Origin of the sequence: Bradyrhizobium sp. S69 (genome assembly GCF_009766005.1) — a bacterium.
GTDB lineage: Bacteria > Pseudomonadota > Alphaproteobacteria > Rhizobiales > Xanthobacteraceae > Bradyrhizobium.
Genome location: NZ_LMUK01000060.1, coordinates 565011 through 578963, shown reverse-complemented (window position 1 = coordinate 578963; position 13953 = coordinate 565011). Strand labels below are relative to the sequence as shown.

The window sequence follows — 13953 nt, the reverse complement described above, 5'->3', positions numbered from 1 at the left end:
ATCTAAACAAGCCTGGCTTTCGTCTAAATACCGTCTGAAATCGACGGTTTAGGCCCTCCACGGCGTTGCGCCCGGGATGTGATTTTGGCATGGTCCCGCCGATTTGAGGGGCCGCCCAGTGGGCAGGGTAAGGCCTCCGTTTTATGCGCCGACCGCGTCCGCGGTTATGGCGTGGGGGTTACAATCAGGGATCTGAGGCAAATTCAATGACAGCATTATGGGCGATTGTGCTCTGCGGAGCGCTTTCCATCGTTTACGCCATCTGGGCCACGGCATCGGTGATGAAAGCCGACGCCGGCAATGCGCGGATGCAGGAAATTGCAGCGGCGGTGCGCGAAGGCGCGCAGGCCTATCTGAAACGCCAGTACATGACGATCGGTATCGTCGGCATCGTGATCTTCGCGCTGCTCGCCTACTTCCTCGGCATGCTGGTCGCGGTCGGCTTCCTGATCGGCGCGGTGCTGTCGGGCGCTGCCGGCTTCATCGGCATGAATGTATCGGTTCGCGCCAACGTGCGCACCGCGCAGGCGGCGACGACGTCGCTGGCCGGCGGACTTGAACTCGCCTTCAAGGCCGGCGCCATCACCGGCATGCTGGTGGCGGGTCTGGCGCTGCTCGGCGTCACCATCTACTTCGCCTATCTGACGCATGTTCTCGATCTCGCCCCCAACAGCCGCACCGTGGTCGATGCCATGGTCGCACTCGGCTTTGGCGCTTCGCTGATCTCGATCTTCGCCCGTCTCGGCGGCGGCATCTTCACCAAGGGTGCTGACGTCGGCGGCGACCTCGTCGGCAAGGTCGAGGCCGGTATTCCCGAAGACGATCCGCGTAACCCGGCGACCATCGCCGACAATGTCGGCGACAATGTCGGCGACTGCGCCGGCATGGCCGCCGATCTGTTCGAGACCTATGCGGTGACCGCGGTCGCCACCATGGTGCTCGCCGCGATCTTCTTTGCGACCTCGCCACTGCTGGTGAACATGATGACGCTGCCGCTCGCGATCGGCGGTGTCTGCATCCTCACCTCGATCGCCGGCACTTTCTTCGTCAAGCTCGGGGCCAGCCAGTCGATCATGGGCGCGCTGTACAAGGGCCTGATCGCGACCGGCGTGCTGTCGCTGTTCGGCGTCGCCGGCGTGATCTACTGGCTGGTCGGTTTCGGTCCGCTGGAAGGCGTCAAGTACACCGGCATGGCGCTGTTCGAATGCGGCATCGCCGGTCTTGTCGTGACCGGCTTGATCATCGTGATCACCGAATACTACACCGGCACGGACTATCGCCCGGTGAAGTCGATCGCAGCGTCCTCGGTCACCGGCCACGGCACCAACGTGATCCAGGGTCTGGCGATCTCGATGGAATCCACCGCCGGCCCGGCGCTGGTGATCATCGCCGGCATTCTCGTCACCTACAGCCTTGCCGGTCTGTTCGGCATCGCGATTGCCACCACCACGATGCTGGCGCTGGCCGGCATGGTCGTGGCGCTCGACGCCTTCGGTCCGGTCACCGACAATGCCGGCGGCATTGCCGAAATGGCCGGCCTGCCCAAGGAAGTGCGCAAGGCCACCGACGCGCTCGACGCGGTCGGCAACACCACCAAGGCGGTCACCAAGGGCTATGCGATCGGCTCGGCCGGTCTCGGCGCGCTGGTGCTGTTCGCGGCCTACAATGAAGACCTCAAATTCTTCATCGCCAACGCCGTGAAGTATCCGTACTTCCAGGGCGTGCTGCCCGACTTCTCGCTGAACAATCCCTACGTCGTGGTCGGCCTGCTGTTCGGCGGCCTGCTGCCGTATCTGTTCGGCGCGATGGGCATGACCGCGGTCGGCCGCGCGGCGAGCGCGATCGTTGAGGAAGTGCGTCGTCAGTTCCGCGAAAAGCCAGGCATCATGCAGGGCACCGACAAGCCGGATTACGGCAAGGCGGTCGATCTTCTGACCAAGGCGGCGATCAAGGAAATGATCATCCCGTCGCTGCTGCCGGTGCTGTCGCCGATCTTCGTCTATTTTGTCATCTACGGCATTGCCGGCGGCGGCGCGGCCGGCAAGTCGGCGGCGTTCTCGGCGGTCGGCGCCATGCTGCTCGGCGTGATCGTGACCGGTCTGTTCGTCGCGATCTCGATGACCTCGGGCGGCGGCGCCTGGGATAACGCCAAGAAGTACATCGAGGACGGCCATTACGGCGGCAAGGGCTCCGACGCCCACAAGGCCGCGGTGACCGGCGACACCGTCGGCGATCCCTACAAGGATACGGCGGGTCCGGCGGTCAATCCGATGATCAAGATCACCAACATCGTGGCCCTGTTGCTGCTGGCGATCCTGGCGCACTAGACTCTTATTTTGACGCGTTTTCTTCACGCGAACCGGTGCCCACTTCGCTTGAAAACGCTATAAGCGGCGCACCAACGTTCAAGACCAGAAGCCCCGCGGTGCAAGCCGCGGGGTTTTTCCATTCCCGGACAACAAGGAGATCAACCGATGTCGCTCTCATCCGCACGGAACTATGCACTCCGCGCTTCCAAGTCGCAGGACCAGAAGGAGGCGATCGAACTGCTCTCCAAGGCTATCCTGGAGCTTGCGATGTCGATCGAGGCCAGCGACGCCAAGATCAAGAAGATCAACAAATCGTCGTAGCGCAATTCGCTCCCTGCTTTGCAGTTCGCTCCCTGCTTTGCAGTTCGCTCCCTGCTTTGATTGCGTCTTGCAGGGAGCGCAGGGCATGGGCGCAGCCGCCCCGGCGGCTGCGCGTAAATCAGCGCGGTTACACCAGCGCGTCTGCGTTCTTGGCAAACGCCTCGTCAGTGGTGAACGGAATCTCCTTCACCTTGACGACCTCGTGCTTGTTGCTGCCGATCACCACGATCTCTTTGAGGAACGCCCCGGGGAAAGTCCCGTGGACCTTGTACGGCTTCGTGCCTTTGCCAAGCGGACCGGTCCACCCCATCACCCTGATGGCCAGACCGCCGACCCACTCCGGGTCGCGGACCAGTTGGATACCGGATGTGAAATTCGGGGCGTGCCCCTCGACGGTGACGGAGAAGAAGCCCGGCGAGCCGAGGCCCGTCCAGACATAAGTGACTTGTGCGGTATCGAAAGGTTCCGGTCCATAAAAGCCCATGACACATCTCCTGCTGAATTGTGACTGGTGAGAGCCATCGTGATGAGGCTCGCAACCGTCCTAGCAGGAGGGACGAAACGCACGTGTGAATTATATCACAGGCAATCATAAATTGTGTTTGCGCGGACGGCGACACGTCGCGCCGCGATACGTCCGGAAACAAGCAGGGCTAGTTGAAGCTGATCAGCTTGAACAGCGGCGTCAGGTAGCTGAGCTCCTGGCCCGAGGTCGGCGTGGTGCGGCTGATGAAGTCGAAGATCTTGCCGTCTTGCAGCCCGTAATTGGCGAGCCGCTGCACCTGGCGGTTTTTGTCGAAATAGATCGCGATCACGCGCTGGTCGACGACGCGCTGGTTCATGAAGGCGATCGGGCGTTCGGAGCGCTGCGAGATGTAATAGAAGACTTCGCCGCTCAGGGTCGCGACCGTCGAGGGCGTTCCCATCACGATCAGGACCTGGTCCTGGCTCGCCCCGATCGGGATTTGCTCGAGCGCGCCCGGGGGCAGAATATAGCCCTTCTGAAACTGCTCGCCGGTCAGGCAGCCGCCCAGCACCGCGCACATCAAGGCAACGGCTGCGGCCGTGCGCAAGCCGCGCCAGCGTGCGGCAAGGCCACGCGAAGTCGCGGGCAGGCCACGCGAAGTCGCGGGCAGGCCACGCGCAGCCTGCGCGCGGGAGCATATCGGGCTCGTATCGGTCATCCTGGAACTGGTCCCGTCCCCTTGCATCGCGTGAGGCGTTGACGTACCGGGCAGCATGCTGGATTGCAACAGGCGCGGGCCGGAAGGGCTCGCTTGCGGAACCCACAATGCTTTGGCCGTTCAATCACTTTAGGAAACCCCGGGTCGCTGCGCGCGGCACCATTGAGGCCATCTATGGCATGATCGTGACGCAGGCGCGAGAACCGTTGTTTTATCGGGACTTGGGCGTGCCGGACACGGTTAATGGCCGTTTTGACCTGCTGGTGCTGCATCTGTGGATGGTGCTGGGGCGGCTGAAGTCGCTTCCGGGGGGGGCTGAGCTGTCTCAGGCGCTGTTCGATCGCTTCTGCAACGATATGGACGATAATCTGCGCGAAATGGGGGTTGGCGACCTTACCGTGCCAAAACGAATGCAGGCCTTCGGGGAGGCGTTTTACGGCCGGGCGGCGGCCTATGATCTCGCGCTGGAGGCAGGCTTGGAGCCGCTGGCGCAAGCGCTGTGCAAGAATATATTGAACGGACAGGGCATCGAACACGCACGGCGGCTGGCGCTCTATGCGAGATCGGCGATCGCCGCGCTCGCGGGCTTTGACGAGGCCGCATTGCAAAACATTTCTCGGCAAGACACTTCCTGGAAATTTCCCGTGCCAACGGGTTTGGTCCCACAGAGCTTGAGCACCTAGCCATGAACAGAGCACACGGCATGACGGATCCGGCCGATCCCTGGAGCGTTCCGATCGCGGTGGAGAAGATCCCGGAGACCGGATTGCATCGCGACATCGAAGCCGATCGCGCCGCGCGCGATGGCATGGCGGAGGCCGCGGGCTTGCGCGAAATCCTGTCGGCGAGCGCCTCGATCGACGTGACCCCCGACAGCGGTGGCCGCTTCCATGTGGTGGGCTGGGTCCGGGCCCGGATCGGGCAAACCTGCGTCGTGACCCTCGATCCGATCGAAAACGACATCGATGAGCCGATCGATCTGATCTTGGCGCCACCCGAGCAAATCCCTGCGCTCGCCGATCTGGTCGATGACGGCGACGAAAGCGAAGCCGACATTCCGGACCCGCCCGAGCCGATCGAAAACGGCATGATCGACCTTGGCCGGCTGGCGACCGACGCGTTGTTCCTGGCGATCGATCCCTATCCGCGCAAGCCGGACGTGGTTTTCGAAGCGCTGGTCGCGGCTGCCGATCCCGAGGATCATCCGTTCGCCGCCCTGAAGGCACTTCAGCTCGATCCAAAGGCGCCGGGCGGCAAGAAGCCCAAAAAACGCTAAAACAAAGCGCTGACGGGACGCGCTGATACGAAGAACCGGCAAAGCTTGAGGAAGCAACGCCGCAGCGCGGTTGAGGGGGCGCACCCCGCGCGAGCATTCGCGTGATTCCCGTTAAGGTGAATACAGAGTCGGCTAAAAAACCCTCTAATACTCTGAATTAGCTTATGTTATCGGTTTTTTACGATTCGAGCTCACCGCGGCTCGACACATAAAAGGGCGGGGTCAAGAGGTTGTGTCGGGACGGGGAGACGCTATTGTCGCGGTGTGGCCGAGGTGCGGCGTTGCGCTTGGCCGATCGCCGCTATCTGCGACGATTTCCAGTTTGCGGCCGAGCACTTTGAGGTCCGCACAAGATCAGGTTTCCGGGACGGACATGCCTCAAAAGGTTCGAATCGCGCTTGACGCCATGGGTGGCGACGTGGGCGCATCGGTCATCATTCCCGGCGCCGCCGTTTCGCTGTCACGACACCCCGACACCGAGTTTCTGTTGTTCGGCGATAGCGCGCTGATCGAAGCGCAGCTCGCCAGGCATCCGGCGATGAAGGCGGCGTCGCGCGTCGTTCATACCGATGTGGCCGTCGGCAACGACGACAAGCCGAGCCAGGCTTTGCGCCGCGGCCGCAAGACGTCGTCGATGTGGCTTGCGATCGACGCCGTCAAGAAAGGCGACGCCGACGTTGCGGTCTCCGCGGGCAATACCGGCGCGTTGATGGCGATGGGGCGATTTTGTCTGCGCATGCTGCCAGGCATAGACCGTCCGGCGCTCGCAGCGATTTGGCCGACGGCCCGCGGCGAATCCGTCGTGCTCGATCTCGGCGCCACCATCGGCGGCGACGCGCAACACCTCGTGGCCCTGTCGGTAATGGGCAGCGCCATGGCGAGCGTGTTGTTCAACCTTGAGCGGCCCACGGTCGGCCTGCTCAATATTGGCGTCGAGGAGATGAAAGGCCATGAGGAAATTCGCGAAGCTGCCGAGCTGTTGCGCGCGATGAAGCTGCCCCAGCTCGACTATATCGGCTTTGTCGAAGGTGACGGCATCGGCAAGGGCGCGGCCGATGTGATCGTGACCGAGGGCTTCAGCGGCAACATCGCCTTGAAGACCGCCGAGGGGACCGCACGACAGATCACGGAGTTTCTGCGCAGCGCCATGGCGAGCAGCTGGCGCTCCAGAATAGGCTACCTGTTTGCGAAAAACGCCTTCAGGGCGTTGCGCGACAAGCTGGACCCCAGCAGGTCCAATGGCAGCCTGCTGCTCGGATTGAACGGCATCGTGGTCAAGAGCCATGGTGGGACCGACGCCGAAGGCTTTGCCTATGCCGTTGATGTTGGCTATGAGATGGTCCGCTACGATCTCCTTACCAAGATAAATCAGATGCTCCACCGCGAGCAGGAGGCTGTCTCGTGACTGCAATACGCTCGGTCGTGCTCGGCTGTGGCTCATATCTACCACAGCAGATTCTGACCAATGCCGAACTGGCGGCGCGGGTTGATACGTCCGACGACTGGATCGTGCAGCGCACCGGTATCCGGCAACGTCATATCGCCGCCGAGGGTGAATTCACCTCGCATCTGGCGATCAATGCCGCGCGCGCCGCGTTGGCCAATGCCGGGATCGATGCGCAGGCGATCGATCTGATCGTGCTGGCGACCTCGACACCGGACAATACCTTTCCCGCCACCGCGGTCGCGGTACAGCACGGGCTCGGCATCAACCACGGCGCCGCGTTCGACCTACAGGCGGTCTGCTCGGGCTTTGTGTTCGCGCTCGCCACCGCGGACAATTTCCTGCGCACCGGCGCGTTCAAGCGGGCGCTGGTGATCGGCGCCGAAACCTTCTCGCGAATTCTGGACTGGGAAGACCGTGGCACCTGCGTGCTGTTCGGCGATGGCGCGGGCGCCGTCGTGCTCGAAGCCCAGGAGCAGCCCGGCAACACGTCCGACAGCGGTATCCTGACCACGCATCTGCGTTCCGACGGCCGGCACAAGTCGAAGCTATACGTCGACGGCGGCCCGTCCTCGACGCAGACGGTGGGTCATCTGCGGATGGAAGGCCGTGAAGTCTTCAAGCACGCCGTCGGCATGATCACCGACGTGATCGTGGACGCGCTCAACGCGACCGGCATGACGGTGGAGGACATCGACTGGTTCATTCCTCACCAGGCCAACAAGCGAATCATCGATGCGTCCGCGCACAAGCTGCATATTGCGCCGCAGAAAGTCGTGCTGACCGTCGATTTACACGGCAACACCTCGGCGGCGTCGATCCCCCTGGCGATATCGGTCGCGGTGGCCGACGGACGCGTCAAAAAAGGCGATCTGGTGCTGCTGGAGGCCATGGGTGGTGGCTTCACCTGGGGTTCCGTGCTGTTGCGTTGGTAAGCGCGGGATTAAAGATTACCACCACTTTGCAGGCGTCTTCATGCCATTGCATTGATGAGCGCTGTTGACCATCGTGCGTTAAGCTCATAATTTTAAGCTATAAATTGTTCGCCGAGAGTGCGGGGCAAGGCGATGACCGGATCCGGGAAAACTGTAACACGCGTCGATCTATGTGAGGCGGTCTACCAGAAGGTGGGCTTGTCGCGCACGGAGTCGTCTGCGTTTGTCGAACTGGTCTTGAAAGAGATCACTGACTGCCTTGAGAAAGGCGAGACCGTGAAGCTGTCGTCGTTCGGATCGTTCATGGTGCGCAAGAAGGGTCAGCGCATCGGACGTAATCCGAAGACCGGAACCGAGGTGCCGATTTCACCGCGGCGGGTGATGGTGTTCAAGCCGTCGGCGATCCTCAAGCAACGGATCAACGGCAACGGTACCGGCGACATCAAGGCCGATTAGAAGAGCAGCCGGTCGAAGATCGGCTGATCGAGCAAAGGTCCAACAATTTCTTGGATCCAACAGTCTCTTGGATCCAACAGTCTCTTGGATACAACAGTCTCTCGAACAGGAGCGGGCATTTGGACAAGGCGCCGGATGCGTTCCGAACCATCAGCGAGGTCGCCGACGATCTCGACATCCCCCAGCACGTCCTGAGGTTCTGGGAGACGCGGTTCACCCAGATCAAGCCGATGAAGCGAAGCGGCGGCCGGCGCTACTACCGCCCGGACGACGTCGACCTGCTCAAGGGGATCCGCCGACTGCTCTACGGCGAGGGCTACACCATTCGAGGGGTGCAGCGCATTCTCAAGGAGCACGGCATCAAGTCGGTTCAGGGACTGGTCGACGGATCGTCCTCAACCCCGTCCTTTGCGCCAATCGACGAGCCCGCATTGCGCGGGCATTCGGACCATCAGGAGAGCGAGCCCGAGATCGACGCCAGCGAAACGGAGGATATCGAGGACGACGAGATCACCGAGGCGCCCGCGGACGTGCGCCGTGCGCCGGAATTCGCGCCGGCGGTGCGGCGGCCCGATCCGGCGGTTCTGTCGCCGGCACGGCCCGTGGCAGCGGTCAGGGCCGAGAATGGCGCGGCCGCGCGCAAACTCGACATCGACAAGCTCAAGGTGGCCCTGGACGATCTGATCGCCTGCCGGCAGTTGCTCGATCAAGCGTTGCAGGAGGGCTGAACTTTCCGGCGCTCGATGGCCGTTGGGCCTGATCTGCCGCCTGCTGGCCCCATGGAACCGGGATTTTCGTGAAGGCGCGATATGACCACCGCGGTTCTTGCGCCCGGGCCTGATCGAAGCTAAGGGAACAGCATCGGAGCGTGGCGCAGCCCGGTTAGCGCACTAGTCTGGGAGACTAGGGGTCGGAGGTTCAAATCCTCTCGCTCCGACCAAAAAAGCTCCGTTAATGCGGGGCTTTGTATTTTTCGGCTCCGGTGGCCGAAGGAACGGACAGTCAACAAAACCTAAAAAATCACCGGCGACAGAAACCGCCGGAGCGTTCTGGGTTGGCTCGGGCGGCCGGTTGGGTACTGTCCGTGTTTGACCCTCAGTGTCCTAGTTTGAATCCGAGAGTTCCTGATTCGCCTTGAACGGGAACTTAGGCGCCCCATTTACCATCGATTAACCAATCGATGGAGGCGGATGTGGAATTGGTTCGTTTCGGTCAAAGTTACAAAACGAAATCGCAGGATGAAGCCTACAACGTCGATAATGTCGATCCTGCTGCCAAAAGAGTGCAAATTCAGTTTCGCAGTTTCGGGCGTGGGCCTGAGCGTAGGAGCGAATTCGGCGTCAATCTTCGCTGGCAGGATGTCGAAGCGGTCCTCAAGTCATTTTCAGATATGGGGCACCCCGAAGCCATCAAACTGCGAAACGCCCTAAGCCTTGCAAACGCTGCCGAAGAGGTCGGTTGGCTAGCTTCTGACAAATCCGCATCTAGCTAATTACACACGAAGGTCGCCTCAGTTGTCGGCCTCTTTCATTGTGGCGAACCCGAATTCATATCCCAATCGGTGGCGGCTTGTCGGTGTCGAGCCAGAGTGCTTCAATGGGCTATATCCGTCTTAAGCCGCCGCTATCCCGAACGCCGTGTTTGCGGGCGCTGCGATCCCGGCAACGGCGGGCGCGTAGACTTGTCTGGCAACACTGGCTTTTCTAACGATTTTACGCATACAATTGGCAATGCTAGATGAAACCAAAATTCGAGACATCGCGCTACAGGTCGCAACGGCAAATCTGAGCAGTTCGGCGGCCATCTCGCACGTTAAAAGCTCGTCCTTCGTCGATTCCGAGGGACACGACGCTTTGCGCATAACGATCGTTCTCAGCCCCAATGGACAAAGTGAGATTAAGGGCGACGCGACCCTCGATACGCTTATTGGAATTCAGAACAAGCTTCAGGCAGCGGGAGAGGACAGGTTTCCCCTCGTGGAATACGCAACGGAAGGGGAGACGGACGACGGTGGCGATTCTTAACCCTGAACACTTGTTCGAACAGGCCGAGGAATTGATCAAGCCGTTAGCTGCGGGGCCGCCGAGGCAGGTCAACATAAGGCGTGCGATCTCGACAGCCTACTACGGTCTTTTTCACGCAATGCTTGCCGCAGGAGCCGATCAATTTATTGGCGTAACTAAACGCGATACCAGCCAGTACAGCTTGGTCTATCGCTCCGTAGATCATCGAGGCCTGCGGAACTTGTGCGAAGAAATCAAGAAACAGAATCTGCCCGCAAGATACCAGCCATATGCGCCGTCAAACGGATTTGGTCCCAACATCCAGGCTCTCGCGAGCACAGTCGTCGAACTACAAGAGAAGCGACATGCTGCTGACTATAATCCGATGCAGCGAATGAGACGCATTGATGCCGATTTGGCTATAAAAACGGCGCGCGCCGCGCTGATGCGTTTCGAAAAGGCATCTCCTAAGCGTAAGCTCGCTTTTCTTGCCCTTCTTCTTTTTCCTCCCCGCTCCGCCTGAACGCGTTGCGCGCTAACGGTGATGTTCTCGACATTACGGAATATCGAAGCAGTACTGCCTCACCTTCATGATTCCCGCATGCGTCATCGTCATCGCAACCGGCCGGGTCGATCCAGCCGTTCGCGGCGCCGGCTCGCCGTCAGGTTCCGCCACGAATTGCTCGACAACTACTGTGTGCAATATCCGTTCGTCGGTGGAGGCCCGCCGGGGCAGGCATTGCTCAAAAATCGAAGCAAGAACCACCGGAACAAGTCGCGGAAAGCCGGTTAAAGCTTGCACGGAAAGGGTTATTCGGGTTACGACCGGATGCTTGGGAGACTAGGGGTCGGAGGTTCAAATCCTCTCGCTCCGACCAACTGAACCTTTGATTTCCTTTGCTGCAATTATGACCATTTTCCCGTTGATTCTGGCATGCGGTTCTGCGGAAGAGGTTGAGGGAGTAAACGCATGAAGGTTTTACGCGCGACTGTGGTCCTCGCGTTACTGGCCGGTGGCGCTGCCTACGCCCAAGCTGCCTATGCCCAGGATGATCACATTCAAAGGTATGGCGAGCCGGACAAGGAAAAGTCCCAGACCGAAATCCGGGCGGACAAGGCAGCCGAGAGAGCCTACAAGAATTCGCTTGGCAACATTCCCGACGCCGCTCCCACCGATCCCTGGGGCAGCGCCCGCGGCGCTGGCGCACCCAAGCCCGTGGCAAAAGACGCCGCAAAGCCGGCTGCGAAAACCACGGCGGCAAAGCAGCCCAAGGCCGGCACCACTTCCAACTAGACAACAAACGGCAATACGAAATCGCCGGGCCTCTGAGAGGCCCGGCTTTATTTTATGTGGCTGGATATCGCTGGGGGCGAGGTGGCGATCGCTTCACACTTCGCGATTGTCGAACAGCAGCATATCAGCGCCGCCGGTTGCAAATTTCTGCACATCGGCGCCCGCGGCCTTTCCCTCAGCGCTGCCGAAACCGGCCTGCACCGCAGCCATGTTGTCGAAATAAAGCGTCGCGATCAGGTGAAAACCCGACGGCCCCGCGGGCGTTCCAACCGGCCCCTGGCTCACTTCATATTTTCTGAGACCCGGTATTTTCTTCGCGATCGGAACGTGCGTCTCGAAATAATATTTATCGAAGGCGGTTGTATCCTTCGGCGTTTTATACATCACCACGACATGGGCCATTACGTTTCCTCCTCACGGTTCCTGATATGGTTCTTCGACCGGTTCTTGTACCCAAGCTTTGGTCGGACCCTGTGCTTTGTCAAGCAGCGTTCGCTCTGTCGCCCGCCGGGTTCCCGGCATCCGCGGTAAAAAAAGCGCGTCAACATTGCTGTTGGCGCGCAGTTGGTGGTGCGACCTGGAAGCTGGCCGCGACGGTTGCGGACTTAAATCGAGCGCGCGGCGCCGTCGGGTTCAGCTAATGGGTTTCAGCTATTGGTTGTTGGCGTTGATCTCGGTCTGAATCGCCGCTGCCTGGGCCGCCTCGTTTTGCGCCTCGGCCGCCGCCGTCGACGCGTTCAAGGCATTTTCATCGTTCATCGACTGCATGGCCTGGGCTTCCGCATTGGACGAATCTGTCGCCGCGGAACTGGTATCGACCGCGGGTGAACTGTCGTAGGATGTTGACCCACCGTAAGAACCTCGTGATTGGCGCGAGGCCCGCGCCGACAGCCTGGAATATTGCATCGGCTGGCCACCGAATATCGACTGGAAGAATTGCCCGATGTCGCCATTGGCCTGGCCTTGCGGCAGACGCTGGACGATGTGCCTGACTACTGGGGCATGCTTGTGGGCCGGAAGTGTCGCGGCCATCGCCGTGTTTCCGATCAACGCGAGTGAAGCAACCAGCAGTCCTCCTGTGATGAACGATTTCATGACACGCTCCTTTGTTTGATGTTCGACTTCGAATCTTGGCGAAGACAAACATCAGTCGCGGCTGCTGGCGCAGGCGGTTCGAACGCGCCGCGTTACAAATTGGACATCCCCGGTGCATGAAGGCGCGGTAATGAACGACCGCTGGCATGCTGCGCCGCCGAACGCCAAATGGGGCTTGCGAGGCCGCTGGTTCTGAGACTTATGGGATGTTGTCAGTTTGGCGCGGGGGCAGCGAATTCGAGCTCACGCGCGCAGCAGGAAGGTCAGCGGCCCCATGAAGGATTTCGCCGGAAGAATTGCGGTTGTCACCGGAGGCGGTACCGGCATGGGCCGCGAGCTGGTGCGTCAACTGGTTGCCGAAGGCTGCAATGTCGCGATGTGCGACGTCTCCACCGAGGCGATGGCGGAAACCAAACGGCTGTGCGAGATCGAGAAGCTGCCACAGGGCCTGCGCGTCACCACCCATGTCGCCGACGTTTCGATCGAGGGCCAGCTCCAGCGCTTTCGCGACGAACTCGCCGAGCAGCAATCGACCGACAAGATCCATCTGTTGTTCAACAATGCCGGCATCGGCGGCGGCGGCAGCCTGTTCACCAATACGCGCGAGCAGTGGGAGAGGACCTTCAACATCTGCTGGGGCGGCGTTTATCTCGGCGTCCGCACCTTCATGCCGATGCTGCTTAGGGCTGATCAAGGCCACATCATCAATACATCCAGCGTCAACGGCTTCTGGGCCACGATCGGATTGGGCGTGTCGCACACCGCCTACAGCGCCGCGAAATTCGCGGTGAAGGGCTTTACCGAGTCCCTGATCACCGACCTCAGGCTGAATGCGCCGCACATCAAATGCTCGGTGGTGATGCCCGGCCATATCGGAACCTCGATCGTGTCCAATTCGCGCAAGATCCAGAGCGGCGGCGAATCCGACCGTCTGAACGAGGCTGAAATCGTCGCGGCCCGTCAGCGCCTGGAGGGCAGGGGCATCGATATCGCCGCGATGTCGGACGACGATATTCAGAATATGGCGCTCGACCGCGCCCGAACGTTTCGCGACGAAGCCCCGATGACGGCGGCGGCCGCAGCCAAGGTCATTCTTGATGGCGTCAAGGCCGAGCGCTGGCGCATTTTGGTCGGCGACGACGCCCACAAGCTCGACGAGCGCGTGCGGCAAGCCCCCGAACGCGCTTATGACGCGGAGTTCTTCGAAAGCTTTGCCGCCGAGGTCGATTGGCGGGTGGGATGAACTGTCGGTATTTGGGATCGAACCCATCCCGATCGTACCGGGCGTCCTATTTCCGGGCGACGCGGTGCTGGGAGTTCGGCCGGTAGGCGAGCCGGCTGTGGCCGGCACAATAGGGCAGGCTTTTGATCGGCGTGTTGCCGCAGAAACAGAAGTCCTCGGTACCGGGGGTGTTGATCGGCCAACGGCAACGTTCCTCGCTTAGTTCGAGCAACGAGCAACGGTGTCCGTCGTGGATCGGTTCTTGGATCGGCGCGTCGATCGCATCCTGCGGCTCGCCATACAACGCGACGAGCATTTGATATTGCTGTCGCGGCGCAGTCTTGGCGCGGCGTTCTTTCGCAGCATTTTTTCGTGCCGGGCGTTCATCGCCGTTGTTGTCGCGAGTCAAATTGA

17 protein-coding genes and 1 tRNA gene are annotated in these 13953 nt (G+C 60.8%); 13 read left to right on the top strand and 5 right to left on the bottom strand.

The window, feature by feature from the left end:
- Positions 1–206 precede the first annotated feature (206 nt).
- Positions 207–2327 carry a sodium-translocating pyrophosphatase gene (locus GSQ88_RS34440; protein ID WP_159012685.1) on the top strand — a complete coding sequence of 707 codons (2121 nt, stop codon included), beginning with the start codon at positions 207–209 and terminating at the stop codon, positions 2325–2327.
- Between the two features lie 147 nt (positions 2328–2474).
- Positions 2475–2630: a hypothetical protein gene (locus GSQ88_RS35105; RefSeq protein ID WP_174248182.1), complete on the top strand. Its 156-nt coding sequence runs from the start codon at positions 2475–2477 to the stop codon at positions 2628–2630.
- A gap of 127 nt (positions 2631–2757) precedes the next feature.
- Here the strand turns inward: GSQ88_RS35105 and GSQ88_RS34435 are convergent, their stop codons facing one another.
- Positions 2758–3114, bottom strand: a complete 357-nt coding sequence (locus GSQ88_RS34435) for a hypothetical protein (RefSeq protein WP_159012684.1) — start codon at positions 3112–3114, stop codon at positions 2758–2760.
- 169 nt (positions 3115–3283) lie between these two features.
- Complete coding sequence (locus GSQ88_RS34430; RefSeq protein ID WP_174248181.1) at positions 3284–3814, bottom strand: outer membrane protein assembly factor BamE; 531 nt, start codon at positions 3812–3814, stop codon at positions 3284–3286.
- Between the two features lie 107 nt (positions 3815–3921).
- On the opposite strand from GSQ88_RS34430, the gene GSQ88_RS34425 reads away from it, so the two are divergent.
- The 10 genes from GSQ88_RS34425 to GSQ88_RS34380 all read left to right on the top strand — a co-directional run bounded on the left by GSQ88_RS34425 (position 3922) and on the right by GSQ88_RS34380 (position 11222).
- Entirely contained in the window at positions 3922–4497 is a 576-nt protein-coding gene (locus tag GSQ88_RS34425) for a ubiquinol-cytochrome C chaperone family protein (protein WP_159012682.1), read from the top strand.
- A 2-nt stretch (positions 4498–4499) separates the two neighbouring features.
- Positions 4500–5090 (top strand): YceD family protein, encoded by a 591-nt coding sequence (locus GSQ88_RS34420; RefSeq protein ID WP_159012681.1) that lies wholly within the window; start codon positions 4500–4502, stop codon positions 5088–5090.
- 373 nt (positions 5091–5463) lie between these two features.
- On the top strand, positions 5464–6495 hold the full coding sequence (gene plsX, locus GSQ88_RS34415) for a phosphate acyltransferase PlsX (protein WP_159012680.1): 1032 nt from the start codon (positions 5464–5466) through the stop codon (positions 6493–6495).
- Positions 6492–7469: a beta-ketoacyl-ACP synthase III gene (locus GSQ88_RS34410; RefSeq protein WP_159012679.1), complete on the top strand. Its 978-nt coding sequence runs from the start codon at positions 6492–6494 to the stop codon at positions 7467–7469. The genes plsX and GSQ88_RS34410 overlap by 4 nt, the downstream gene beginning before the upstream one ends.
- Positions 7470–7601: 132 nt before the next feature.
- The gene (locus tag GSQ88_RS34405) at positions 7602–7925 is read left to right on the top strand and encodes an integration host factor subunit alpha (protein WP_159012678.1); all 324 of its coding nucleotides are present in this window, start codon (positions 7602–7604) and stop codon (positions 7923–7925) included.
- Between the two features lie 119 nt (positions 7926–8044).
- Complete coding sequence (locus GSQ88_RS34400) at positions 8045–8653, top strand: MerR family transcriptional regulator (RefSeq protein WP_159012677.1); 609 nt, start codon at positions 8045–8047, stop codon at positions 8651–8653.
- Positions 8654–8787: 134 nt separating this feature from the next.
- A tRNA-Pro gene (locus GSQ88_RS34395) sits at positions 8788–8865 on the top strand.
- Between the two features lie 252 nt (positions 8866–9117).
- Complete coding sequence (locus GSQ88_RS34390) at positions 9118–9417, top strand: hypothetical protein (protein ID WP_159012676.1); 300 nt, start codon at positions 9118–9120, stop codon at positions 9415–9417.
- Positions 9418–9935: 518 nt separating this feature from the next.
- The gene (locus GSQ88_RS34385; RefSeq protein WP_159012675.1) at positions 9936–10451 is read left to right on the top strand and encodes a hypothetical protein; all 516 of its coding nucleotides are present in this window, start codon (positions 9936–9938) and stop codon (positions 10449–10451) included.
- A 447-nt stretch (positions 10452–10898) separates the two neighbouring features.
- On the top strand, positions 10899–11222 hold the full coding sequence (locus GSQ88_RS34380) for a hypothetical protein (RefSeq protein WP_159012674.1): 324 nt from the start codon (positions 10899–10901) through the stop codon (positions 11220–11222).
- A 93-nt stretch (positions 11223–11315) separates the two neighbouring features.
- Here the strand turns inward: GSQ88_RS34380 and GSQ88_RS34375 are convergent, their stop codons facing one another.
- Together GSQ88_RS34375 and GSQ88_RS34370 are read right to left on the bottom strand one after the other, a co-directional pair.
- Entirely contained in the window at positions 11316–11624 is a 309-nt protein-coding gene (locus tag GSQ88_RS34375) for an EthD family reductase (protein WP_159012673.1), read from the bottom strand.
- Between the two features lie 249 nt (positions 11625–11873).
- Entirely contained in the window at positions 11874–12317 is a 444-nt protein-coding gene (locus GSQ88_RS34370) for a hypothetical protein (RefSeq protein ID WP_159012672.1), read from the bottom strand.
- A 274-nt stretch (positions 12318–12591) separates the two neighbouring features.
- Between GSQ88_RS34370 and GSQ88_RS34365 the strand changes: the two genes are divergently transcribed.
- A complete protein-coding gene (locus tag GSQ88_RS34365) occupies positions 12592–13560 on the top strand; it encodes an SDR family NAD(P)-dependent oxidoreductase (protein ID WP_159012671.1) in 969 nt (322 codons plus the stop codon).
- Between the two features lie 46 nt (positions 13561–13606).
- Here the strand turns inward: GSQ88_RS34365 and GSQ88_RS34360 are convergent.
- Positions 13607–13953, bottom strand: a 347-nt coding sequence (locus tag GSQ88_RS34360; RefSeq protein ID WP_246785198.1) for a GcrA family cell cycle regulator, incomplete at its 5' end; no start/stop codon positions are given.

Coding starts and splice junctions, on each gene's coding strand:
- GSQ88_RS34370 (WP_159012672.1), bottom strand. CDS start 12,317: ATGAAATCGTTCATCACAGGAGGACTGCTGGTTGCTTCACTCGCGTTG.
- GSQ88_RS34365 (WP_159012671.1), top strand. CDS start 12,592: ATGAAGGATTTCGCCGGAAGAATTGCGGTTGTCACCGGAGGCGGTACC.
- GSQ88_RS34405 (WP_159012678.1), top strand. CDS start 7,602: ATGACCGGATCCGGGAAAACTGTAACACGCGTCGATCTATGTGAGGCG.
- GSQ88_RS34375 (WP_159012673.1), bottom strand. CDS start 11,624: ATGGCCCATGTCGTGGTGATGTATAAAACGCCGAAGGATACAACCGCC.
- GSQ88_RS34440 (WP_159012685.1), top strand. CDS start 207: ATGACAGCATTATGGGCGATTGTGCTCTGCGGAGCGCTTTCCATCGTT.
- GSQ88_RS34425 (WP_159012682.1), top strand. CDS start 3,922: ATGCTTTGGCCGTTCAATCACTTTAGGAAACCCCGGGTCGCTGCGCGC.
- GSQ88_RS34380 (WP_159012674.1), top strand. CDS start 10,899: ATGAAGGTTTTACGCGCGACTGTGGTCCTCGCGTTACTGGCCGGTGGC.
- GSQ88_RS34435 (WP_159012684.1), bottom strand. CDS start 3,114: ATGGGCTTTTATGGACCGGAACCTTTCGATACCGCACAAGTCACTTAT.
- GSQ88_RS35105 (WP_174248182.1), top strand. CDS start 2,475: ATGTCGCTCTCATCCGCACGGAACTATGCACTCCGCGCTTCCAAGTCG.
- plsX (WP_159012680.1), top strand. CDS start 5,464: ATGCCTCAAAAGGTTCGAATCGCGCTTGACGCCATGGGTGGCGACGTG.
- GSQ88_RS34430 (WP_174248181.1), bottom strand. CDS start 3,814: ATGACCGATACGAGCCCGATATGCTCCCGCGCGCAGGCTGCGCGTGGC.
- GSQ88_RS34420 (WP_159012681.1), top strand. CDS start 4,500: ATGAACAGAGCACACGGCATGACGGATCCGGCCGATCCCTGGAGCGTT.